The organism is Chryseobacterium oleae, from assembly GCF_900115055.1.
Classification (GTDB): domain Bacteria; phylum Bacteroidota; class Bacteroidia; order Flavobacteriales; family Weeksellaceae; genus Chryseobacterium; species Chryseobacterium oleae.
Genome location: NZ_FOVD01000008.1, coordinates 126,711 through 151,603, shown reverse-complemented (window position 1 = coordinate 151,603; position 24,893 = coordinate 126,711). Strand labels below are relative to the sequence as shown.

The following is a 24,893-nucleotide window of genomic DNA, read 5'->3' as shown; positions in this document are numbered from 1 at the left end:
GTCAATGTATTAGATGTACTCTGTTTTTTTCCAGATTCGCTGGTCATCGACCTGGTGGTATACTTTATCCAGTTTTGAAAATCTCAGGGTTTCCTTTGATCCCAACGCCAGATACCCCAAATTTTCAAGGCTGTTATCAAAAAGTTTAAAAACGCGCTCCTGCAGTTCCCGGTCAAAATAGATCAGTACATTTCTGCAGATGATCAGCTGAAAACTGTTGAAAGAACTATCTGAAACCAGATTATGAGTAGATAATATCAACTTTTCCTGTAAACTTTTATCAAACTTTACACTGTCATAATTGGCCGTATAATAATCTGAAAAATCCTTTTTCCCACCGGACAACATATAGTTCTCCGAATACAGCTTCATCTGCTGCAACGGAAAAACGCCTGCCCTTGCGGTTTCCAAAACGGTAGGATTCAGGTCTGTTCCGTAGATCAGTGATTTATGGTAAAGATTGGCTTCTTTAAGCAAAATAGCCATTGAATAGGCTTCTTCACCCGTAGAACATCCCGCCACCCATATTCTGATCAGCGGATAGGTTCCTAATTGCGGCAAAATCTTTTCTCTGAGCTTTTTAAAGAACAGCGGATCCCGGAACATTTCGGTCACGTTCACCGTGATTTCTTCTACAAAACGTTTCAGGTATTCAGGATCATTGAGAACGGTATACCGCAGCTCCGCAAAACTGGTGAACCTGTCGATCAGACAAATCCTGTTGACCCTGCGTTTAAAAGAAGCCCTGCTATACTCGGAAAAATCATACCCATACATCTCATACACATCTTTTATCAAGTATTCTACCTCTTCATCTTTTACGATACTTGGTTCCAGCATTTAAGACAGTTTTTCGATGGCAATCATTAACTGGTCTACATCCACAGGTTTTGAGACATAGTCCTGAGCTCCCACATCCAGGCATTTCTGACGGTCTTCCGGCATGGCCTGAGCTGTAACGGAAATCACAGGAATCTGGCTTATAGACGGTGTGCTTCTAATCATTTTGATGGCTTCATATCCATCCATTTCAGGCATCATCATATCCATAAGGACAATGTCTATTGCCTTTTCTTTTAATATTTGAATGGCTTCCTGAGCCATTGTACAGCTTTCAATCTGATATCCTCTTGATTTCAGCGTCAGCTTCAGTGCAAATATATTACGTGGATCATCGTCCACAATCAAAATCTTCTTATTCATCATTTAACTTTCATATAACCAGACGCGCAGTAAGGACAATAACTGATCGATATCCACCGGTTTTGAGATATAATCTGAAGCACCTGCCACGATGCATTTTTCACGGTCCCCAATCATGGATTTCGCCGTCACTGCGATGATAGGAAGCCTTGTAAACATCGGCATCTTTCTGATTTCTCTTATGGTTTCATAGCCGTCCATTTCAGGCATCATCATGTCCATTAAAATTACGTCTATGTCTTTATGTTCTTTAATCTGCTCTAAGGCGTGTTTTCCATCCATTGCCACTACGACTTCCACTTTATATTTCTCCAGCGCTTTCGTCAGAGAGAAAATATTTCGGACATCATCATCGGTAATCAATATTTTTTTTCCGCTCAATACTTCTGTCAGCGATCCTAAAACTTTGTTTCTTACCGTTTCAATAGAGTTGTTTTTTTCTTCCACCAAATGTAAGAATAAACCTACTTCATCTAAAATTCTTTCGTAAGAATGAGCGGTTTTTACAACGATTGAATCTGCGTATTGCTTGATCTTAAGTTCTTCAGATTTGGATAAACTGTGTTCCGTAAAAATAATGATTGGCAGGTTTTCCAGTCCTTCGTGGCTCTTGATGGATTCAATTACCTTATATTCGCTGCTTCGTGAATCTCCGATATCTAAAATCACACAGTCGATCTGATCTGAGGTCAATGCTCTCACACTGTCTTCCACATTATTTTCTACAGATAAGGAGATATTGAAATTACTCAGATAGTATGATAAAGCTTTGGCATGCTTGGCATTATGCTCTACGATCAAAACTTTTTGTGGAGACATCAGAAGCGCGTCTTCAATTTTCTTGAAAACATCTGTCATTTTATCTAAAGCGAGCGGCTTGTTGATGAAGTCAATAGCTCCTTTCATCAAGCTTTCTTTTTCAAGCTGCAGGACAGACATCATGTGCACAGGAATATGTTTCGTCGCAGAATTGGATTTAAGCTCATCCATTACCTTCCAGCCGTCTTTTACAGGCAGCTGAACATCCAGTAAAATCGCCTGTGGATGGTACTGAACCGCTGCAGACAAGGCGTAATCTCCTCTTACGACCACAACTCCCTTATAATTGTTCATACGGGTGTATTTCAGCAGTGCTTTCGCAAAATTGATATCATCTTCTACAATTAAGATCACTTTATCCTCGGCAGTGATTCCATCGCGGTCATCATCTACATCTTCAGGAATTTCAAGGTTTTCCAAATGCAATGCTGTTGAAGCTTCCGTATCTTCCAGGATATTCTGAATTTCTTCCACATCTTCACGAATGGTCTCTACGAGATGCTGGTCGTTTTCCGGCTGAATGACTTCAGAAACTGCTGTTATAGGAATGATCAGGCTAAATTCACTTCCTTCATCCACTTTACTTTTCAGGGTCAGTTCTCCTCCGAGTAATCTGGCAATTTCACGGCTGATGGACAGTCCTAATCCGGTACCGCCAAATCTGCGTCGTGTAGAACCATCCGCCTGCTGGAATGCTTCAAAAATAATCGCCTGCTTCTCTTCCGGAATCCCGATTCCCGTATCTTTTACACTGAAAACAATGAAGTCTTTGTTTTCCGTATCTTTTCTGATGTTTAAGCTGATGCTTCCTTCTGTTGTAAATTTTATGGCATTGGATAAAAGGTTACGCAATACCTGATCTACACGAAGCCTGTCGGTTTCAATGGTTTTTTGTACCTCTTCATCCACATGAATATCAAATTTGATCTGCTTCTCCTGAATAATTGGATTAAACAGACTTCTCAGATCTCTGATGACATCATTCACGACGACATCCTGGTATTCCAGGGTCATTTTCCCGGATTCTATTTTGGCCAGATCTAAAATCTCATCAATAAGCGTCAACAGACTGCTTCCTGAGCTCTGGATCACTTTTGCAGATTCTACCTGATCTTCATTCAGATTTTCATCCGGATTTTCAGCCATCAGTCTTGAAAGAAGAAGGATAGAATTCAGGGGTGTTCTCAGTTCGTGGGACATATTGGCCAGAAACTCAGATTTATATTTGGTGCTTAAAGCCAGCTCTTCCACTTTTTTCTGAATTTCACCGTTTCTCTGGGCGATCATGTGATTTCTTTCCTCAAGAAGTCTTGAACGTTCTTCCAGTTCGGCATTGGCCTGCATCAGCTCTTCCTGCTGTACTTTCAGCTCTTCTTCGGAGGCCTGTAATTTTTGGGTCTGTGCTTCCAGTTCCGTATTCAGGTTTTCCAGTTCGGAATGCTGTACCTGCAGTTCTTCTGACTGCGCCTGTGTTTCTTCCAGTAACTGCTGCTCCTTTTCACGCCCTTTTGCTGCATTTAAAGCAATCCCGATATTTCTACTGCACTCTTCGAAATAGTCCAGTCTGTCCTGATCGAAATCTGAACCGGATCCCAATTCGAGTATGCCGATGCAGTGTCCGTCAGCATGGATCGGAAGTAATAAAATTCCGTTTATTTTTATTCTGCTGCTGGCGAAACTTGCCACAAAATCCTCTTCAAGAAGATTGTTGTACACCTGCATTTTTTCATTGGTATAGGCCTGGCCTACCATTCCTTCTCCCGGTTCGAAAGTTTTCTTCATGGTGTTTTCCAGACCAAAAGCCGTACTCAGCTTAAGGGTTCCTTCATCAAACAGATACAAAGCTCCGTTGATGCATTTCCCGTATTCCACAAGCTGGTTTAGTGAGGCGTCGGAAACTTCCTTCACTGATTTATTTCCAACTAAAGATTCGTTTAGTAAAGCAAGACCTTTCTGGCGCCAGTCGCTTTTATTAATCTTATCAAAAGACTTCTTCAGCGAGTCCGTCATGTGATTCAAGGAATCTACTAGATCTCCTAAGTCATCTTCTGAATTATCAACCACTTTCTGACTGTAATCACCATTGGCTACTCTATTTGCAATTTGCTGAATCGCACTTACACGTCTGCTTATTTCAAGGTCTTTTGCACGTAATTCACTTTCTAATTTATCTCTTCGGATAAGGTCTGCTCTCAGTTTAATATAGAAGAAAATAGTAACCACCACCGCTGCTATTGCTGAAACAATAATGAACATCACCGTAGTGCTGGATGAACGGTTGAGATCCTTATTTTTAATTTCAAGCTGAGCTTCTTCGTACTGAACGAAATCACGGACGATCTGACGGCATTTATCCATATAGCTTTTGCTCATCAGAATCTGCTGCTGCGTCATCACAACACCATTTCGTCTGTTCTGAACAAACTGCTTTAAATTCTCAACATTGCTGTTCACATTTTTTTCCAAAGCATCCAAACGATCAAGCTGTTTTCTGTCTTTAATATCTAAAGCCTTTACACGTTCAAACGCCTTTGTATACTCTCCTAAACTACGGTTATAAGGTTCCAGAAAGTTTTCCCTTCCTGTAAGCTGATAGCCTCTGTTTCCGGTTTCGGCATCGAGTAAAGCAACCAGAACATCTTTCACGGCAGTGATGGATCTTCTGCTTTGAGAAAGGCTTTCCCGGTGATCCATCTGTTTCTGGATACTCATATAAGATGCCACTGAACTGGCAATCAGGATCAGTAAAGATAATGCGACCCCAAACTGAAGGTTTCTGATTATTTTTTTCGGCATGAGATTAATTTAAAGGTAAGGTGAAATAGAATGTGGAGCCTTCTTCCAGTTTGCTGGATACTCCAATAGTTCCATGGTGCTGTTTGATAATCTCGGAACAGATAAACAGCCCGATTCCCATTCCCTGGAACTGCAGTGATGACTCTTCTACACGGTAAAATTTTCGGAATACAGCATCCTGCTTAAAGTCCGGAATTCCTATTCCAAAATCGGTGACACTTACTTTGACTTCCTGCTTTTCTTCATCTACAAATGTGGTGACAATGACCTGGTTGTTCTGAGGAGAATATTTAATGGCGTTGGTCAGGAAATTGATAAGGACCTGTTCTATGCGTATCTCATCCAAAGGAATCAGGATTTCAGGTTTTATTCCGTGTCGTTTTATTTTGACTTTATTTTCGTCATGAGTTTGTATGATGGTTTCCACCGCACTGCTGATCAGGTTTTCAAGACTGGTGGGCTTTCTGTTGATCTTCAGCTTTCCGTTTTCTATTTTGGAGACATCAAGCAGATCGGTGATCAGGGTATTCAGTTTTTCTATCTGATCCTGAACTTTGCCCATAAAGCCGGCTTCAGCGCTTTGCTTATCCAGTTTTAATTTACGGTCCAGCAGTTGAACATAGGCTTTTATACTGGTTAAAGGCGTTTTCAGTTCGTGGCTGGCAATACTCAGGAATTCATCCTTTTCTTTTTCCACTTTTTTCTGGTCGTCGATATCGGTAAAGGTTCCTACCCAGTTTTTGACTCCATTTTCATCGTTTACAGGCGTCACCCTTAAAAGGTGGTAACGGTAGTCTCCTGAATCTATATTTTTTATTCTGACTTCAAGCTCAAGCGCTCTATTCTTTTTTCTGCAACGCTCAAATTCTTCTCTGATATTGAGATCATCAGGATGAACTTCCGGAAAATCCAGATCCGACTCTGAGTACTGGTACCATTTAAGGTTCACAAATTCTATTTCTCCCTCTTCATTAAGCGTAAATGCGATTTGCGGCAGAGATTCCAGCATTAACTGAAAATGATCGATCTGCGACTTCATAGTCACCTGAGATTCTCTTCTTCCTTTGACTTCCAACTCCAGACTCTGCTGGGTCTTTTTCATGGCAAGGCTCTGCTCCTGAAGATTGTAAAACGTTTTCACCTTAAGCAGTAATATTTCGGGATCCACAGGTTTTGTGACGTAATCCTTTCCTCCTGAGGCATAACCGCGGGTGATAAATTTTTTCTCCGTATTGACTGCGGATAAAAATATAATGGGAACTTCTTTTGTTTTGCTGTAGTCGGCTAAGGTTTCAGCCACTTCAAACCCATCCATACCGGGCATCTGCACATCCAAAATAATCAATGCATAATTATTTTTTATGGCTTTTCCTAATGCTTCTTCTCCGGAATCGGCCGTATCTACCTGAAAATCTTTAGATTCCAGTAGTTTTTTCAGTGAGTAAAGATTACTTTGGTTGTCATCAACAATTAAGATCATAAGATGAATCAGTACTTGGTGGTTTGTTTATATTTAGTCCCGCCAAAAATACTCACAAAATTCCGAAAAACATTGATATTTTAATCATTTTATGGCCACATACCACACATATACACTTATAAATCAATTTTTAAAAGAAATATTTACATATATTTTATTATAACCAAAAAAAGCATTAATCCATTAGATAAATGACACTAAACAGACAGTTTATGTACCCAAAAAAACTATGATTGTGAGAATTCCAACCATTCCTGTAATAAGTCTTTGATGTCTTTTAAGGGAAAAGCAGTCGGCTGGCCATCAATTATAAAATCAGGATAAGCAATTTGTAAATCCATATGCTCCAGCACCGTTGAATCATAAGGTTCCAAGGTGGGATCGGGAATATGATCGAGATGGAAATTGATTTCCTTCAAAAGGAATTCAGTTCTGGAAATATCCAAATAACATAAAAACTGTAACAGATTATTTTCATCAACGATTCCGTTTTTTCGGACACAATCATAGCCGACATCACCGCCTGCCGTTACTTTCAGGAACTCCAGCCCGTATTGATCTTTTTTACTCATGGCTTCTTTTTATTCTGTGTTTAGTGAAAACCAATGTTTTTATTTTCTTAACCTGAGTTCGGGATAAGACATTTGCTTTTATAATGAGTTGGCTATCCGGTGAACCCTGTCAAGGTTTTGAACCTTGACAGGCTTAAATCAGTTTCTCTATTCTAGCTTCCAGCCATCTGACCGAACTGAAATTATAATGTTTGTAAAACCTTTGCAGCTTTTTCGTTTTTGGGATTGATCTCCAGAACTTTCTGGTAATTCTGTTTGGCTTTATCTTTTTGTCCGGCCTTCTGGTAAGCTTCTCCCAAACTGTCGTAAACATTTTCACTTTTAGGATACAGTGCAGCATTCACTCTAAAAATATCTATCGCTTTTGTAAAGTCTTTATTCTGCAGCATGGTGTAGCCTACTCCGTTTAGATAACCCTCTGAGAGAAGATCATTACCGGCATCTTCAGTTTTGGCTTTCTGATAAGCTTCCAGGCCTTTATCATAATTTCCGTCCAGTACCCATTCCAAAGGTGTTTTATCATCCGGTCCCATTTGTGCCTCTGTTGATCTTATTTTTCCGTTGGAAAACACCTGTACGATATCTGTTTTTCCGGTATCCTTATTTTTCACAAATTTTGCCGTCAAATCCCAGTCCCGAAATGCATATTTATTTTCCCCTACTTTAATCATTTCTACCGGAGTGTCTGTATTGGTGACTGTCATCAGCTTTCCGTTTTCACGATAGACTCTGGAAAAACCATATTTCCCGTTTTTGTAGCGTCCTACACTTTTGAAATCATCCTGATTTAAAGGCAGTATTTTCCGAACCGGCGCATTAAATAAAGGCCATTGATAGACTTCTGCCACCGAACGTACGAGTTCTTCTACAAAATCAGGTTTATTGGTATTCGTTAGTACGACAATTCCGTCACCGCTTGTTTTACTGGCTATAAACCTGCTGGAGAATCCTTCGTTCCAGCCGCCATGGTGAAAGTACATATGGCCTCTTCGGTCTTCCAGAAAGATTCCCAAACCCATAAACGGATCGATAAAAGAAGTGGTAAACTGTTCAGCAGTCTTTTGCGAAATAACCTTGCTGCTTTTCCCGCTCAGGGTATTCTGAACATCAATGACGAATTTAGCCAGATCTTCAGGTGTGGTCCATAAACCGGCGGCGGCCTGCTCCGGATAGGTATGAGATTTCCCCGAAACTCTTACTCCTTCCTGATTGTATGCCGTAGCCGCAAATTGAGACTGTGCATCGGATAAAGGCTGTGAAAAAGTACTGTTCTTCATATCCAGTGGCATGAGAACCTTTTCCTTCATAATGGTGGTAAAATCTTTTCCTTCCAAGTCTATAAGCATCTGCTGCAGAACACAATATCCACCGCCCGCATACCGGAAAGGGGTTCCCGGAACTTTATCTACGAAAACGGCAGGAGTATTCGCTGGAGTCTGTCCGTTTAAAACCTGAACTAAAGTAGGAATAGGTTTTCCGGCTTCATATCCGGGGAATCCACTTACTGTAAAACCGGCTGTATGACTGACTATATTTTTAAAAGTGACTTTTTTCTCTTTGGTGAATTCATTTTCCGGAACTTTCCAGGATTTCAGGTAGGAATTGACATCAGTATCGGGATTTATTTTTCCTGCTTCTACTTCTGTCAATGCCGCATACACACTTACCGGCTTACTCATAGATGCCGCCTGAAACAGTGTTTTGGAATTGACCGGAGTTTTAGATTCCACATCCGAAAAACCATAACTCTTCGCCCAGATCACTTTTGAGTTTTTGATAACGGCAATGCTCACTCCCGGAATATTGTAATGCTTCATTCTGGATTCCAGTGTCCACATAGGTTCCCCCTGAAAACGAACGGCGGGTATCAGTCCTGCTTCTACTTTGGCAATTTCGGTATTCAACTGGGATTTTGTTTGTGCAGATACCGGAACATACATCATTCCGATCAGGGCTGCAACGTATAAGGGAGTTTTTGGTTTCATTTTCTCTTTTGAAATTTAGTTTGTCAAAAATACTTAAGTTTTGTTACGTATAGGCCGAATTTATCCGACTTTTTTTAATCAGAAGGATATTGCTTATATGACATTCTTTATCCCTTATTCATTACATCAGCGCGTACTTTTTTCCTGTACATTCTGACATTTACTTTAAGCATCTGTTGAATAATTACTTATGCCGCTAAAATCTTTTGTCTTTATTTATGATCTTGCTTATTTTTAATCCTTATGTTTACTGATAAAACACAGCATACCAAATACTTTCTTTAAAAATAAGAAATCACAAAAATGTAACCCCATGAAGCAATTATACATCATACTGATGCTTTTAACCTGTTTTATTACGACAGATGCTCAGCAAAAGTCATTTTCAGATTATGAACATCAACTGGATACTGCTTTAAAGAATTACAGCAAAAGTCCCAACTATCAATACCTTAAGGATCTGGTAACCTATTTTAAAGCGGCTAAAAAATTAAATGCAAAACACCTTACCAAAGATGTAGTGGGTATTGCTGTATTTTTAGATAATGGGAACAGCCATCTGGATTTATTTCCTGCCGTGTACACTTATGATAACGATAAAGTAGATATTTCAGCTCTCCGGTCAAGCATTACCAAAATGCCCAGTGATGAGATGAAAGAATATGCAGATGCCTTTTTGAATAATCGGAGAGACATAGGAAAATCAAAGATCTTTCAATCATTGCTGACAGATCACCCAAAAGCTGAAAGTACTTATACTGAACTGCCAAACGAGTATAAGGTAGTGAGTCCAGCCGATGTTTCGTTTGTTCGTGGGAATGATGACTGGATGTACGCCATTAGCTTTGGAAGCGAGGGTATTATTATCTATGCTTTTAAATTAAGTTTAGCTGACGAAGAGATTTCAGGAAAAAAAGTAGTGGAAAAAATCAGACAGGAGAAAGAAGACGAGCTTACCACTTTACTAGAAAAGTATCCGTACGCCCATTATTCTGATGACCACGGAATTTATTCATACATCAAACGTCTCAGAGAAAGCACTCCCTTCAGTAAGGATAAAGAATTTTTAAAGAATACTGAAAGCTATGAACAACGAATTAAGCGGGACAGTTTGATCAACCATATTGGTATGTTCAACTATCTCTTAAAACTTAAATTCCCCAAAGAATTGCTGGAAGACGGTGCTGAGAATATTGATATCTATGGCCTTAAACACTTTTCTGCTCATACGTTAGGGGACTATTATTTTTTCAAACAGGATTACAATAAAGCCATTGAATATTACAGAAAAGCGGTTTTTGATTTTCCAAATTCAAGTGATTCCCGGGTTTGCAGGGATGTGGAAAACTCCCTTTTATCTATCTCAAAGTCATACAGACAATTGAATAAAATGAATGATGCCTATGCTTCGTTATTGGGAGCGATCTATTCCTGTGGTAATATATCAGATACAGAAGAAAAACAGTTTAATAACTATATCGCAACCGATACAGCCGATAGAGATCAGTTGAAAAAAGACATAGATCAGTCTCTCCTCACCATTAAGAACTTAAAGAATAATTATTATTCATTTACTTTCAGAAATAAGACAAGCTTTTTCTATGGAAAGGACGAATTTGTAAAAAATATAACCCGTCATATGACCACAACCCATTTTTACCAATCATTGAAATAATCATTGCATCATCGCATACTGTTTCGGGTTCATTCCCATATGTTCTTTGAAGATTTTTGAAAAATGGCTCAGGTTGGTAAAACCTAGTTTATAGCCGACTTCTGAAACGGAATATTTTTTCTCTTTCAGCAGAACAATAGCTTCTTTCATCCTGAATCCCTGATAATAGCTGAAAATACTGTCACCAAAGATCTGTTTAAATAGCCGTTTCAATTTTGTAGGGCTCATTCCTGCCTCTGCTGACAGTTTTCCGATAACAGGAGGAATGTCGAGGTTTTGAAGGACTTGATCCCTTATTTTGTAAAGAATTTCTATATCATGACTGTTTAGGGCATAGATGCGTTTTTCGTTTCGCTTTTCCAGTTCCATCAGTAGCCTGCAGATCATTTCCTCTGCTTTAATTCTCATAAAAAACAGTTCAAAAGTTTCCCCAACTGATTCTGAAATAATCTCATCTACCACTTTCTGCAAAGAAGGATAAATGAGCTGCTCAAAAAGGTAAGGTTGCGTATTTTGCAGAAGACTTTGTAAAACCGGTGATTGGTGTGGTGTGCTCAACAATTGGCTCAGATAATCTGCCTCTACTTCAATATTAATGGTAGATGTATTGGAATGGATGGAAATAATTTCATCCGTATTAATGCGGCTGGTTGCAATTAAAACGGACGGCATTCCTCCCGGATGTTTTTCAACAGACCATGATTCTGCTTTCGGGAAAATATTCTGAAACTTAAAAAATATCACTTTTCTGGCTGCATCCCGCTCCGGATTCTCCAACACCACGTCATCATTCAGCTCATAATTACTGATCAGCATCCTGATGTGTGTATTGAAAACAAATCCGGTACAATACCCACTTCCTAATCCGGAAGGGATTTCTAATCTTCTGTTCTTTAATTTTGTTCCCAGTACATGAGCCAACTTTTGAAGAATGACCGGGATGGTTTGATCCTTATTTTCCATAAAAGTCTTTTACAGCTATTTTTAAGTCTAATGTAATTATTTTATTTCTAAAATGACCTTCAATTTTGTATTGATATTAAACAACACAAAAAATTATGTTACTTAAGAATAAAAAAACAGCGATCATTGGTGCGGGACCTGCGGGTCTTACATTAGCCAGATTATTACAACAAAATGGTGCAGATGTTACCGTTTACGAAAGAGATCAAGATCCGCAAGCCAGAATTTGGGGCGGCACATTAGATCTTCATAAAGGTTCAGGTCAGGAAGCTATGAAAAACGCAGGACTGCTCGACATCTACTACGCGTTAGCATTACCAATGGGGATCATTATGACGGATGAAAAAGGAGAAACTTTGTTCACGAAAGAATCTACTCCCGAAAATCAGTATGACAATCCTGAAATCAACAGAAATGTTTTGAGGAATATGTTGTTAGAGAGCTTAACCGCTGATACTGTGGTCTGGGACAGAAAATGTACCGGACTTGAAGCCTTAGACGGACAATGGCTACTGTATTTTGAAAATGGAGTCCAGAAAACTGCAGATGTTGTCATCGGGGCCAATGGCGGAATGTCTGCCATACGATCTTTTGTTACAGACACGCAGGTCGAAGATACCGGAACCATGATCATCCAGGGAAATATTCCTGATCCGGAGCTACATACTCCTGAATTTTATGAATGGTGCGATGGAAAAAGGCTGATGGCTGCCCATAAAGGCAATTTACTGGTAGCCAATCCCAACAATAACGGAGTATTGACCTACGGTGTCATTTTTAGAAAACCCGAAGAATGGACAAATCATAACGAACATAACTTTCGGGATGCGAACCTCATCCGTACCTTTCTTTTGGAAAGATTCGCTGAATGGGATGATAGATTTAAAAAGTTATTCCTTTCCACATTATCCTTTAGCTGTCTTCCGACAAGAAAATTTCCACTGGACCGACCGTGGAAATATGACCGTCCTTTGCCTATAACGCTTATCGGAGATGCCGCTCATCTGATGCCTCCTTTTGCAGGTCAGGGCGTCAATACCGGTTTACTGGATGCATTAATCCTGTCTGAAAAACTCACTCATGAATCCTATGAATCGCTGGACGCTGCTATCAAAAGCTATGAAGCTGAAATGTTTATCTATGCCAGAGAAGCACAACTTGCCTCAAGCACAAACGAAATTGAGATGCGCCAGCCGGATTTTTCTTTTAAGCAGCTGATTCATTAGAGAAATTATAAAAAGGTAAGCGTCTTGGCGCGAAGTCTTCGACTTCGCGCCAAGACGCTCTATAAAAATTTAAAGATTACTTTTTTAAGAATATCTCAGATGCCGTGATCATATATCCATCATCTGAAAGGTCTTCCAGCAGTATATTTGGAGTAAATCCCTCTCCTACTTTGGCATATTCTTTTTTATTACGGTCTACGATATTTCCTGTTGTTAAAATAAGAAACGCTCCGTCAGAAAGCTTATATTCCTGATTTCCGGAGGTTAGTCCCATTGTATTCTGGCCGATAACTGTTGTATTCTTTTGTCCGGCAAATGCAACCGTGCAGAATTCGCCAGAGCTTGATGTTTTTTTGTTGACCATTACCACAATTGGTTTTGTAATGCGCTGAGGAATTTTTTTGATGTTAAAATGATGGGCAAGTTGCTTCCCTTCATACAGGTTTCCTTTGCTGTCGTAGTCAAAGAACGCATATTTACCTTCTGCATCTACGGTTCCAATTACGTTTTTCTTGTCCAGCATCGGTGACAGAGCAGCGAACATGGGATAAAACATGCCTCCTCCATTGTCTCTGAGATCCAGAATCCAACCTTTGGGGTTTTGTGCATTCAGCTCTTCGATTTTTTTATAAAAAGTGTTGACAAATTCATCCCATTCTGCAAAATGATAACAGGCAATCCCGGGAAGTTTGATATAAGCAATCTGGTTTTCCGTGATTTTTGTTTCAATAGCAGGGAATTCCTGTCCTGTAGCTCTGTAACCCAATGTATAGGCTTTAACCATTTCCGGCGGAAAAAAATTGGAATGGGCATCTTTCAGAGCACCGAGTATATTTTTAATCAGCGGATAAGTCTCTTTAACCGTTTGAAGATGTTCTGCTTTTTTGCGAGAATCCGTATAAAGAGAGTCCCAGTTGATCCTGTGTTTGTTGACCGATTTGGCCTTCATCAGATCAAGTGCACTGACTATATAGTTTTTTACGCTGTCAGACTGCGCATTGGTATTAATCCCTGTAAACATCAGAAAACCGGTGATCAGAAAGTAAAATCGTTTCATTATGTATTGATTCATTGGAATCTGGTAAAGATAATCTTTTTAGTAAAAAATAAGCTGTGCAGAGTCGGACTTTGCACAGCTTGCTCTTTTAACGCTCCCTTGTTATCATTATAAGCTAAACAAATCTTTTATCTACAGATTAAGTATCTAATTTTGACTTATATCTATTTTCCTAAAAATATCTTGCAGACATCTCAACACTGAACAAAATACTTCTTTAGAAACTGTTGATACACCACACATTTCAACTTCGGAATCGAATTCTAATCTGGCACATATTTCCGGATTACGCCTTTGAAGTCGCTTAGGGATTGCAAATTTTGAAGGGCCGCTGAGGAGTATAATTTATTTCCAATTTATTTGTAATAAATCACCAAATATTTCCCTTAAGTAAGAAATAAAATTTTCAGGTAAATTTACTTCTTCAATATCTATTAGTATCTCGCTATCCTGAATGATAAGTCTTAGTTTTTTATTATCAATACTTATTTCGCTACAACAATTAAAGCATGAATCACCGTTACATTCAACATATATACCATTAATTTTTGCATTTGGATCATCATTTTTACCTAATTTATACGGCTTTTGGAAAATTATATATTTTTCATAATCAAATTCATCTTCAGCAAGACCCACTAAATAATAATTGTCTTTTTTTTCAATTGATGCGTGCGCAAATTTTGCTTTAATTTCTACTTTGTACATATTTTAATGATGTTTTGGATGTAATTTTTTATTTTTACTTGTACTATCTACTACTTTCTTATTCTTTTGCCATTGAACTATCTGCATTTTACCATTGTCATCCATCCAAGTATAAGAAACAATCCCGCCTGTACCATTTGTAGCAGAACGCATTTTTCCTTTGCACGAACAGCAAGGAGGATATTGCCCAATTATATCTAAACGTTGTCCTTTAGATAATGGAATGTTTTTAGTAATTCTTGCTTCAGTATGAGTTGCAAGAGAGGATTTGGGAAAACCTAATGCTCTCTCTTCTACAGTCATTCCCCCACTTTTCATGGAACCTTTATCGATAAGCTTGCCATTTTCATCATATAAGAAAAACTTTGCTGAGTGTTGCCCTTTACCTGAACCAAAATGTAAACCTAAATTATCAACCCAGATATTGCTATCACTAACATAATTATAAAGATTAAGAATGTCGCCAGCTAACCTAATGGGATCTTGGCTTATATAATTACCACTCGTATTATCATAATACCGAAAACGGTTATAAACCAACCCTGTTTCTACATCCACATACTGTCCCTGATACAAAAACGGAACAAATTCATTATCCCCTTTTCGCAGAGAACCATATACATCCAATTCCCTTTCCCAGACAAGAATACCTTCATGATCATAAGCATGCGTTGGTGTTCCCAAATAATCGCTGATGACGCTAAACTCTTCTTCTCCAACAATTTTTCCACAAGGCACAAAGCTTCCCTCCTGATAGAGCCAAGTTATTACATTTTCTGCAGATTCAGAAGCTTCCTCTACATTATTTTCTTGATCAATACTCAGCTTTGGTGGGAATTCTCCGTCATACTGCCATTCATGTAAAGGGACATCTTCATCCCATACCCAGCGGGTCACTTTATTTTTATACTGTTTGGCAATACGCCGTCCCAGAGGATCATATGCAAAACTGACTTCTCCTCCCTGTGGCAATATCACTTTAGCAAGCATTCCGTTTCCTTTCCATTCATACTGCCAGCCGACGCCACTTCCCATCAGGCTGATTCCGTATTTATGCTCTACTGTGGAAGAGGAAATAGCTGCCCGTTGCGTACTTTTTCTGAATTCTTTAAAAATCAGGTTTCCTTCTGCATCGTAGTAATAATTATACCGTATATCGTTCAGCAGTTTTCCTCCCGGTCCATAACTTCGGTCAGTTTGATTAGGGGTTTCAAAGAGGTTACCAATAGCATCCGGAGCTTTATAAATCGTATCCGTCTCCTTACCACTTTGATAGGTACCACTTACCAGATTATCCCAGGAGTCATAATTGAAACTGGCGTTGGTTCCTGTAATTTCGTTGACTGTTTTCAGTAAACGATTCGCAGTTCCCCACGTATACCTTGTTCGGCTTTTTTCAATATTATGACTGTTGATGCTTCGACGAATGACCCGCCCTTGCTGATCATGCTCAGTAATCTGGCTGATACCACCAGTAAGATCGCGCTGTATTTCCAATCCTGTGACATCATATTGCCATTGACCTTTCCAGCTTCCGCTTTCTATTGTATCTAGCTGTCCAAAATGATTATATTGACTGGTAATACTGGCTCCCAATGAACTTTCTGTCAATAAGGAATCATTTTGCCTGTCAACTGTTTTACTAACCCAATGTTGGCCTTGCTGTTCTTTAATGATACGGCCATCTTTTCCACGCTGTATTTTTATACTGATATCCTGATTGAGTCCACCGATTAAAAATCCGTCTTTATTGTAGCTGTAGCCAGTAAATGAAAGGTCACTATGTTGTTCGGCAATGATATTTCTAATGCCGTCATAGTCATATTCTGTCCAGCGGTTGTCAGGGCGGACTACTTTTTTCACTCTGCCTATTGCATCCCGTTCGTACTGGCGGTGCAATCCGTCAAATCCCCACTCACTGATCACATCACCTACTCCGTCCAGCGCAAAGCGATATACTTCACCTTTTTCATTGCTGATGCTTTTCAGCTGCAATTCCGTATCATATCCGAATTTTACTGTACGATTGTTCTGTGTCCGGCTCAGTAAAATTCCTAAACTGCCGTATCTGAACCGTACATCATGTAAGTCATCCTTCGCATGAATGATATTGTATGAGGTGTCATATTCGAAGTAATGTTCGTTTCCGTCAGGTTCTTTTAAGTAGATCACGTTTCCGGCATCATCATATTTAAAGAACGTTAAATTTCCCCTTGGGTCACGCTCGCTTATTACATTTCCCAGTTCATCATAATCCCATTTGCTGTAAGTTTCATTGGGATAAATCATCTGCACCAGCTGATGCGACTCGTCATAGAAAAAATGAACCGCACGGTTTTTGTCATCCGTTATTTTTCTAAGGTGCATATCTTTATACTGATAATGCAGCTTTTCCCCGGAAGGAAGCTTCTTTTGAACAATCCGGTTCAATTCGTCATAGGTCCATTCTATTTCTGCACCTCCGGGACTTGTTATTTTAACTAAATTAAAAGCATCATCATATTGAAACTGACTCTGCCCGTTATTTTCGTTTTCAATTGTTTTCAGTAAACCATTTTCAGTGTACAGATATTTCTGGGTAAAACCTTCCGCATTGATTATTAATTCAAGCTCCTGATACTGATTGTATTTCTGATGAGTAACGCCCCCGTTTTCGTCTATTATTTTATAGATCAGTTTACTCTCATCATAAAAGTATTCTGATGTAAAACCTAAACTGTTTTTGGTAATGGTCTGTCCCGGATGATACTCTGTAAAATATTCCAGTACGCCGCCATCGCCCCAGGTATGGACACATTTGGCATCATCACCTGCTCCTTCGTATTCCCAGTAAAAATTCTGTCCGGTCTGATTGGTCAGCTGAACCAATAAATGCCCCTGATAACGGAAATACTTTTCTGCACCAATCACGTCTTTATTGTGCACCATATTTCCCAGATCGTCATAACTGTACTGGATATAGGTGATCTCCCGGTTTTCAGCAATGGTATACAGACGGGTAATGCGGTGATCAGAATCGGTTTCTACCTTTATGATTTTGCCTGTGCTGTCTGTTATCTTCTTTAAACATCCGTTGGAATGATAATCAAAACTTATTTCAAATCCATCTGCGGTGGCTATTGAAGAAAGCATTCGGTAGCCTTCCTGATTCAGCGCTCCGTTGAATCTGTACTGTAATTTATTGGAATCTGTTAATACATATCCTTTTTCATCTTTGCTAAAGGTGAGCTGTTCTTTTCTGTTAAAATATTTTTCGCCTAAATCGAGCAACGGAACTACGGTTTCCCGTCCGTCTGACAAACGTACTGAAGCATAATCATTCTGCAAGTCAAAAAGCCCCATATTGTAGCTGTGATGCCAGTTAAAGCCCAAAGGTCCGTTTACCTCAGCATCGCTGTAGTAAGTACGCTGCCATACAAATGGAATAGGTCCCGGCAACTCAATATCGGTGTTGGTGGAATATACTCTTCCGGTAGCGGCATCTACAGGTTCACCGAACAGGCGGCATTTTACCGGCTGTAATACTTTAGCCAGCTTAGGTTTATTAGGCTGAACTCTGTGAATGAAATCCTGTAATTTGTTGCCTGCTTTTTTCCATAATTTCCCCATTCCTTTTAAACCGAGACTCATGGCCAGCTGGAAAAGGTCAATAGTAGGCGGACCACCTGCTAAAACAGGCTTTCCGGCTGAAGTGATGATCAGCAGCATGGAAGTAGGTGCCATTAAAGCCACCTTTGGTTTTGGTTTTGTAATACGGAACGGTGCCGGAATCCCGATCAGGTTACATGATAAAGCAAGGTGAAACTGGGTGCTGCACGGTCCGCCATCTGCTAGAACGGTGCTGCTTCCCAAAAACATTTCTGAGCTTGCAATAGGTTTTACGATCGGAAACGGGATATGTAAAAAGATCCCGGGTAAATGCTGAATTCCCGTACCTGCATTGGCGACCCACTGCCCGTGAACCTGAACGGATGGCTTCATTCCATTGACGATAGCTGTACAAACGGAAGCTAAGCTTGTTGGTGGTTCAGAACCATCTGCGGGAGGAGCCGGAGGTTCGGGCAAAATGCTTGAAATGGCATTCATGATGGCACTCATGATATCGAAAACCATCCCGATATGCGGTACCGGCAACAAAGGCATTGGCGGAAAAATGGTTTCGTGGAAATCTATCCCGATCGCGAGATCAAAGTACTTTCCTACAGGCATCCCGGGCATGGCAGGAAGAATACTGGCCATATCTTTCTGCAAATGATCCAGTTTGTTTTTGGCTTCTCCAAACAATTCACCGAAGCCTCTTCGCGGGGCGGGTGATGTGGCTACTTTTCCTATTAAATCAGACATAGGTTAGTTTTTAAGTTTTGATAATTGCTTTTTCCAAACAGACTGGTCCATTTTTAACGATGCTGAATCCACTCCAGCCTGCGCCAATAAAATTTCCCAGTCATCACCTAACCAATCTGCCAACTGCAGTTTTATTTCGTTTACTTCTGCGGGTGTTTTGATCTGTCCGCCTAAATAAAGTGCCATAAAAGCTGCATGTAAAAAAGTAGACTGTCTTCTTACACTGATATCTAAATATGCTCCTGCCGCCAAAGAAAACAGTACATTTTCAAAGGCTTTCTGCACATTGTTTTTTTCGTAATAAATATGAGCGATAAGCCTGTTCGCCTCCATGATATAATAGACATCCTGACGTTCGGAGGCTTTTTCCGATAACTCCTCATAAATCAATAAAGCTGGATCCGTCTTTTTGTTTCCGTATAATAATGCGGCCTTTAAAAGCATGCATGATTTCCAGACCGGATATCCCGTAGCATCATCTTCCTGCATCGCTTTTGAGGATTCTTCCAAGGCTTTATCTGTATATTCTTCACTTTTTTTTGTATTCTGTATAGCAAAATAGGCTTGTGATGCGACCAGTAAGCCGGCTATTTTAGAAGATACCGTTCCAATCTCATCTGTGATATTCAAAAGACGTTTTACTTCTACATCTGTGCGGTTCTGCATTTTCTTGGTGGTAGAATCCATGACCACAATAACCTGTTTTCTGAATCTGGCATCCGGATCTACCGTATTATAGCTGTCACTTGCTTTGTACATCTCATTTTTAATAGCTTCTGCCATTTTGAGCTTTGGATGCAGATAGTGATAAAGCGATTCACCGTTCTTTTTACCCTGCAGTTCCACGCGTCTTTCTTCCGCAAGATCCATAGTTACGAGCCGGAGGTCATCTGGTACCGTTTCGATGACCTGCTGAAACCAGTGGGCTATATTTTTTTTGGAATGGGCCGAAAGAGGAAAATACAGACAGAAATAAAAATCTTCGCTCTGATCTGTTATACTCATCTTAAAGCGTTCCAGCTCACTAAACAGACTGGAAATATTGGGTGGAAGCTTATCATCCGGAACGAATGCTTCCCTGATCATATTATTTTCCCAAAGCGCTCTGTGAAGGTCTTTATTTTTATCCGGATGGGGTGTAAACCAGGTGAAAAATTCATTCCATAACTGTTCTTCAAATAATTCCCTGTTGCCATTATATTCCGTTTCGAAACGAAAAAAAATATCATTGGCTTCTCCCACAGGAGACTGCTCGATCTGCATAAACTTATCGATGATCTCGACATCTGCATACTGTGCCACCCAAACCGCCAGTTTCCAGGATTGTTTTTTTTCGGCAGCATACCAGAGATCACGGAGTTTATAATATTCCTGTGCTATTGAAGATGTTTCCATAGTTAAGAATTCAGTTTAACCAAACCTCCTGTAATGATCGTCTCTCCATCTCCATTCATTGAAACCTTGGCTCCACTGATGCTTGTCTCTTTTCCTGTGATCTGGACTTCTTTGCTTCCGGATGCAGTAACTGTAACTCCGCTTACGGCTGCTACATTTTCTTTCGAACTCAGTTCTACTCCCGCTTTACCGCTTCCCATAGAAACAATGGTTTCGCCTACCACATGAATATTTTTAGCATGAATCGTAATGGTTTCATCTTCAATGACAATGGATGATTTTCCGTTGTCCAAAGAAATTTTCTTACTGGCTACAGCAGAAATGGTATTGGTTCCGTCCACCGTTATGATGTTTCCGCCTGATTTATCTTTAATGGTGATTGCACCGGCATCATCAAGGCTTACGATATGTCCGCTTTTACTGCTGAGGCTTTTGATATTATTGCCCTGTCCGCCTCCGCCTCCGGCACCACCGTGAAACATTCCGCCCATGACAAAAGGACGGTCGGGATGCTGGTGAACAAAATTGACCATAATTTGGTCATCTACTTCCGGAATGGCCATAAATCCACGGTTTTTACTTACTTTATCGCTGCTTCCTCCATCGGGAGTCATGACTCGGATAAATTCTGTGGTATCGGGACCATTCTGCCAGTCGAACTGTACTTGCACCCTTCCTTGATTTAATGGATCTGTATTGGAAATAATCTTTGCAAATTGCGGTTCCGCTTTAGGATAATTAAACTGAGGTCTCGGCATAAAACCGGTATCTGCAGCAATGGCGTCAAAAGATCCTGTATAATATCCTCTTGCATCGACTTCATGTCTTACTTCCGTCATCATAAGTTTTGTAAAATAGGAGGTCTCATTGGTATCCGGTTTACGCATTTCGATGTCTGCTGTACATCCCGGGTATAAAAAGGGTACGGAAGTGGTTCCCGAAGTGGTAAATACATCCACTGAATTGCTTCCGGCGGCGCCTTTTTGGGAAACATCAATATCCATCACTTTTGAAGCCTTTATAGGCGCTATACTTAATGATGGAGTGATGAATGTCTTTTCTGAAATTTCGTAAGCACGCCTCGCAATATCTGAGGTATGGTTTATTTTGGAAGCTCCTGCAGTCAGTTTTTCGTTTTTACTGCTGTTATAACCATAAAATGAGGGTTTAACATGTTGAGCTAACATCTTAATTTTCACATCGGCTACATTGCTGCCATAAGTAAGCTTTACCGGTTTTTGCTGAGGGGGCAGTTTTCCAAAATGCAGAACTTCCCCATCATAGAAAAACTGTTCTCCATAGGCTTCTGCCATTCTTGCCAGATAATTGTAATGGGTTTCATGATACTGGGAACTGTAAGAAATATTTCCATACTGTGCGTCTACCCGGACATCAAATTTACTGGCTCCTAAACCTTCTTTAATGACCTGATACGCAATATTATTAAGACTTATTTCCTGCTTACCTCCAAAACTCTGGGTATGCGGAGCGGAATCCAGCAGAATCGTTGGGCTGTAGCCTGTAAGGATGACATTTCCCAGGCTCCCGTTATCCTGATCGAATCCTACTTCGGTAATGACTCCAACAAAGTTTCTTTCCGGACCTTCTTCTACATCTTTGTATTTGAAGACCACCGTGATTCTTTTTCCCAGAAAGCTCTGGGCTTCTTCCAGGTTATGGTTTTCGGCGCTTCCGAGGGTATCGTGGGCAAGTGTCAGATTAAATTCGTGGTGTTTAACGGCACTTTGGGTCAGCTTAAAATGCTTGAAAAATTTGATTGGTTTTCCTTCAACAAAAATTTCAAGTTTCACAACTCTGTTGATTCCTGCAACAGCACTTTCAGGGATGGCCTGGGCATTGAAGATATTAGAGGTCGGCTGCTTTGCCCATACTTTATTTTCTATAACTGTAGGAGCATTTTGTAATAAAGGCTGATTCATAAAACTCTGAGCGGTATCGCTTACCGTTTTGATCTGCGATATGGCTTTTTGTGAATCTTTATTTTTTACAACTTCCTGAATGTTGTCGGCTATATCTATTTTAGCTGAATCTATTCCCTTCTTGGGCAGATTCTTTCCTTCTTGAAACATAGTATACTTTTTTTCGGTAGTGTGGATGTGAAAAGGAATTTCTTCCTTCATAGAAATGAGACCATTCTACTCATATGAACAACCAGTACTCGGCATCGGTCCCCTTTGCAAGTACAGCTTTAATTGTTCTGAGATGGTTCTATCAGAGCTTTTCGCGAATAAACTCTGCCTTAACTACTTATTAGTAATAGCTTTCGATCAATTCGGATTTTTCCCATAAGTTTTTTCTGTGGTTTGGTTTTGAAATTTATCACATAAAAAAATCACAGGCAAATGAATTAGCCGTTTTTTAGAAAATTGTAGTAGTTCTACGATTGAAATCATGTAGAAAATACGGGATCAATATGGGACAATAAAACACTATAAACTAGCAAATTACAAATACAAAAAAATAATAGAAATGCGTTGTCTTATAGTAAATATATGAGTGCTTTCAATACCACTTTCTCTATTTGCATTTCGTTATTATCTGTTCTTTAGTCAGGTTTATTTTGTTACCGCCAGCGGACAATGTATCTACCTTATTTTGTTTAATGGGACCTGAAAAATCACAGTAATTTTCTAACCCGTTATTATCTATCATATAAAGATGATTTATTTTCCTGATGTTGGGTATGCTTATTTTTCCATTGTAATACGCATTTTCGTTCAATGCAAATAAACCGCTTACGGTTTCAAGTTTTTCCAGATTAATTTCCTTTAAAGGCAATGAGTATTCCACCGAGAAATTTTTCACATTCTTCAGATTTTTAAAATTGTCTACTCTTTCAAGGCTGGTATTGATAATCTGAATGGTTTTGGTCTTCTCTATTTTATGAAAAGCATCCAGTTTTTGTAATCCCGAATTTCCCGAAATAAAAATACTCCCAACCTCAGTTAAATGATTAAATCCTGTTATTTCAGTAAGTTTTACATCATTAAAATCATTATTTCCAAAAACCAAGTCACCACTTATGACAGCTAATTTTTCAAATGTACTGATCGTGCTTAATCCACAGCCGGATATAACAAGATCTCCGTTAACCTTTTCCAGGTTCTCCAATCCCTTGACAGACTTTAAATTTTCTAATCTGGTAATAAGCAGTCCGCCATTAATCATCCTTATACTTTTTAAAGCATCTAGATTGATTTCTTCTTTAGAATATTCCGAAGAATTTACATCACAAATATTCATACTTCCATTAATAAAAGTATAGTTGTTTTTCCCAAATTCATCAATGTCCTTCTGAGTAATTAAATTGACAGTTCCCTGATAAACTTTATCATCTTTGCCGGGAATCAGATCTATTTTCACTTTTGTCTGTTCACTTTTGTTCTGTTCTGTTTTTTGAGAACATGAAGTTTGAAAGATGATACAGGTAAGGATAATTACGAAGGATTTGATGGTCATTTTTAGAAATTAAGTTGTGAAAATTGGTGATATTATTTAATGCTGCGATTCAAAATAAGTAACTCTTTATTTTTCGTTTTCCGGTCATCCGATGAATAAAAAATAACGGCATAACTACCTTCTCCTGTTCTGTTGATACTGGAAATCACCAGATCTTTCTTGTCCATGGGTAACACCTCATTGGTCAATATATTTCTATAGCCTTTTTCATTTTTGCTGTAGAATAATTCCAACAATTTATCATTTTTTATTGTGAGCCAGCCGTTTCCGAATTCTCCGTTGAAGTTCGCTGTAAAAGTATGTTCAGCAATTTTTACAGGCTGCCAGGTATTAAAAAATTCATCACCGATATCCGCTATATCTGTAGTGGTACAGTGAAGATCCGAAGTGATGACCTCCACCGATATTTTCCCCTCTTCTTCACAAAGAATGTATGAATTCTCCTCAAAGGATAGACTTAGTATTTCCCAAAACCATTCTTTGTTGGGATTGATAAGCCTTTCACGTATTACAGCTCCCAATTCATCAATCTGTCTGTGCAACCAACCTTTTTTATCATTGGCTAATAAATGGATCTCCCCATTATTGATGAATATTTTATTATTCCTCGGAAGGTCTATTTTGATATTGTGCTTCTTTTTGATCGCATCGTTTTTAAATTCAATGGAAAGCATTTTATCCGGCTTTGTTTCCGACCAGATATCCGCCTCATGAAAAATGGAAAACTGATTGGTCGTACCTATAAATTTTCCGGTAAAAGGTCTGTTTCCCTTTGGTAATTCTGTATTATCGCGGTTAAAAACGGAAACACTGATTTCCAGTTCTTTATCGGGATGATAAGGAACAAACGAAACATAATTTTCCTGATCCGGACTTAAAAACAATGTGGGTAAAATTCCATTATCTTCTGCAAAACTTTCTGAATTTCCGTCTGTATCAATAATCGTGTAAACTAATTTATAAGTTCCTCTTTTATCATAAACGTAGTTGGCTGAAAGCGTTTTATCTCCGAAAGAAATACTTCCATGTGTAGAAACACCGGCTTCTGACACCAATGTGGTCAGTATTCCAAAATCTGTTTTTTTAATCGTTGATTGGTACGGATGTATCTGGTCTGGGGTTTTCATATTTTTGTGATGTATCTTTTTATGGCTGCTTTAGTGTGGCATAAAGATAGCATCTTTGAAATT

16 protein-coding genes are annotated in these 24,893 nt (G+C 39.3%); 2 read left to right on the top strand and 14 right to left on the bottom strand.

The genetic code is table 11. From position 1 onward, the window contains the following. Positions 1–9: 9 nt before the first annotated feature. From BM143_RS20515 to BM143_RS20490, 6 genes are all read right to left on the bottom strand, one after another. Positions 10–840 carry a CheR family methyltransferase gene (locus tag BM143_RS20515; RefSeq protein ID WP_090026888.1) on the bottom strand — a complete coding sequence of 277 codons (831 nt, stop codon included), beginning with the start codon at positions 838–840 and terminating at the stop codon, positions 10–12. After that, entirely contained in the window at positions 841–1,206 is a 366-nt protein-coding gene (locus tag BM143_RS20510; protein WP_047456047.1) for a response regulator, read from the bottom strand. Further along, positions 1,207–4,818, bottom strand: coding sequence for a response regulator (locus tag BM143_RS20505; RefSeq protein ID WP_090026886.1), 3,612 nt, complete (start codon positions 4,816–4,818; stop codon positions 1,207–1,209). Positions 4,819–4,822: 4 nt separating this feature from the next. Then, entirely contained in the window at positions 4,823–6,298 is a 1,476-nt protein-coding gene (locus tag BM143_RS20500; RefSeq protein WP_090026884.1) for an ATP-binding response regulator, read from the bottom strand. A gap of 227 nt (positions 6,299–6,525) precedes the next feature. Then, a complete protein-coding gene (locus BM143_RS20495; RefSeq protein ID WP_090026883.1) occupies positions 6,526–6,870 on the bottom strand; it encodes a hypothetical protein in 345 nt (114 codons plus the stop codon). A 182-nt stretch (positions 6,871–7,052) separates the two neighbouring features. Then, on the bottom strand, positions 7,053–8,855 hold the full coding sequence (locus BM143_RS20490) for a serine hydrolase domain-containing protein (RefSeq protein ID WP_090026881.1): 1,803 nt from the start codon (positions 8,853–8,855) through the stop codon (positions 7,053–7,055). Positions 8,856–9,168: 313 nt separating this feature from the next. On the opposite strand from BM143_RS20490, the gene BM143_RS20485 reads away from it, so the two are divergent. After that, positions 9,169–10,530, top strand: coding sequence for a tetratricopeptide repeat protein (locus BM143_RS20485; protein WP_090026880.1), 1,362 nt, complete (start codon positions 9,169–9,171; stop codon positions 10,528–10,530). On the opposite strand, the gene BM143_RS20480 is transcribed toward BM143_RS20485, so the two are convergent. Then, the gene (locus tag BM143_RS20480) at positions 10,531–11,493 is read right to left on the bottom strand and encodes a helix-turn-helix domain-containing protein (protein ID WP_090026878.1); all 963 of its coding nucleotides are present in this window, start codon (positions 11,491–11,493) and stop codon (positions 10,531–10,533) included. It lies immediately after the preceding gene. A 95-nt stretch (positions 11,494–11,588) separates the two neighbouring features. Between BM143_RS20480 and BM143_RS20475 the strand changes: the two genes are divergently transcribed. After that, positions 11,589–12,719, top strand: a complete 1,131-nt coding sequence (locus BM143_RS20475; protein WP_090026876.1) for an FAD-dependent oxidoreductase — start codon at positions 11,589–11,591, stop codon at positions 12,717–12,719. A gap of 76 nt (positions 12,720–12,795) precedes the next feature. Here BM143_RS20475 and BM143_RS20470 read toward each other — a convergent pair whose 3' ends face one another. The 7 genes from BM143_RS20470 to BM143_RS20440 all read right to left on the bottom strand — a co-directional run bounded on the left by BM143_RS20470 (position 12,796) and on the right by BM143_RS20440 (position 24,830). Next, positions 12,796–13,776: a S41 family peptidase gene (locus tag BM143_RS20470; RefSeq protein ID WP_167375323.1), complete on the bottom strand. Its 981-nt coding sequence runs from the start codon at positions 13,774–13,776 to the stop codon at positions 12,796–12,798. Positions 13,777–14,121: 345 nt separating this feature from the next. Next, the gene (locus BM143_RS20465) at positions 14,122–14,484 is read right to left on the bottom strand and encodes an Imm10 family immunity protein (protein ID WP_034729613.1); all 363 of its coding nucleotides are present in this window, start codon (positions 14,482–14,484) and stop codon (positions 14,122–14,124) included. Between the two features lie 3 nt (positions 14,485–14,487). Beyond that, positions 14,488–18,828 (bottom strand): DUF6531 domain-containing protein, encoded by a 4,341-nt coding sequence (locus tag BM143_RS20460; RefSeq protein ID WP_090026874.1) that lies wholly within the window; start codon positions 18,826–18,828, stop codon positions 14,488–14,490. Between the two features lie 3 nt (positions 18,829–18,831). Further along, entirely contained in the window at positions 18,832–20,223 is a 1,392-nt protein-coding gene (locus BM143_RS20455; RefSeq protein ID WP_090026873.1) for a hypothetical protein, read from the bottom strand. Between the two features lie 2 nt (positions 20,224–20,225). Further along, a complete protein-coding gene (locus tag BM143_RS20450; protein ID WP_090026995.1) occupies positions 20,226–22,313 on the bottom strand; it encodes a type VI secretion system Vgr family protein in 2,088 nt (695 codons plus the stop codon). Between the two features lie 448 nt (positions 22,314–22,761). After that, the gene (locus BM143_RS20445) at positions 22,762–23,703 is read right to left on the bottom strand and encodes a hypothetical protein (RefSeq protein WP_090026872.1); all 942 of its coding nucleotides are present in this window, start codon (positions 23,701–23,703) and stop codon (positions 22,762–22,764) included. Between the two features lie 32 nt (positions 23,704–23,735). Next, complete coding sequence (locus BM143_RS20440) at positions 23,736–24,830, bottom strand: hypothetical protein (RefSeq protein ID WP_090026871.1); 1,095 nt, start codon at positions 24,828–24,830, stop codon at positions 23,736–23,738. Between the last annotated feature and the right edge of the window lie 63 nt (positions 24,831–24,893).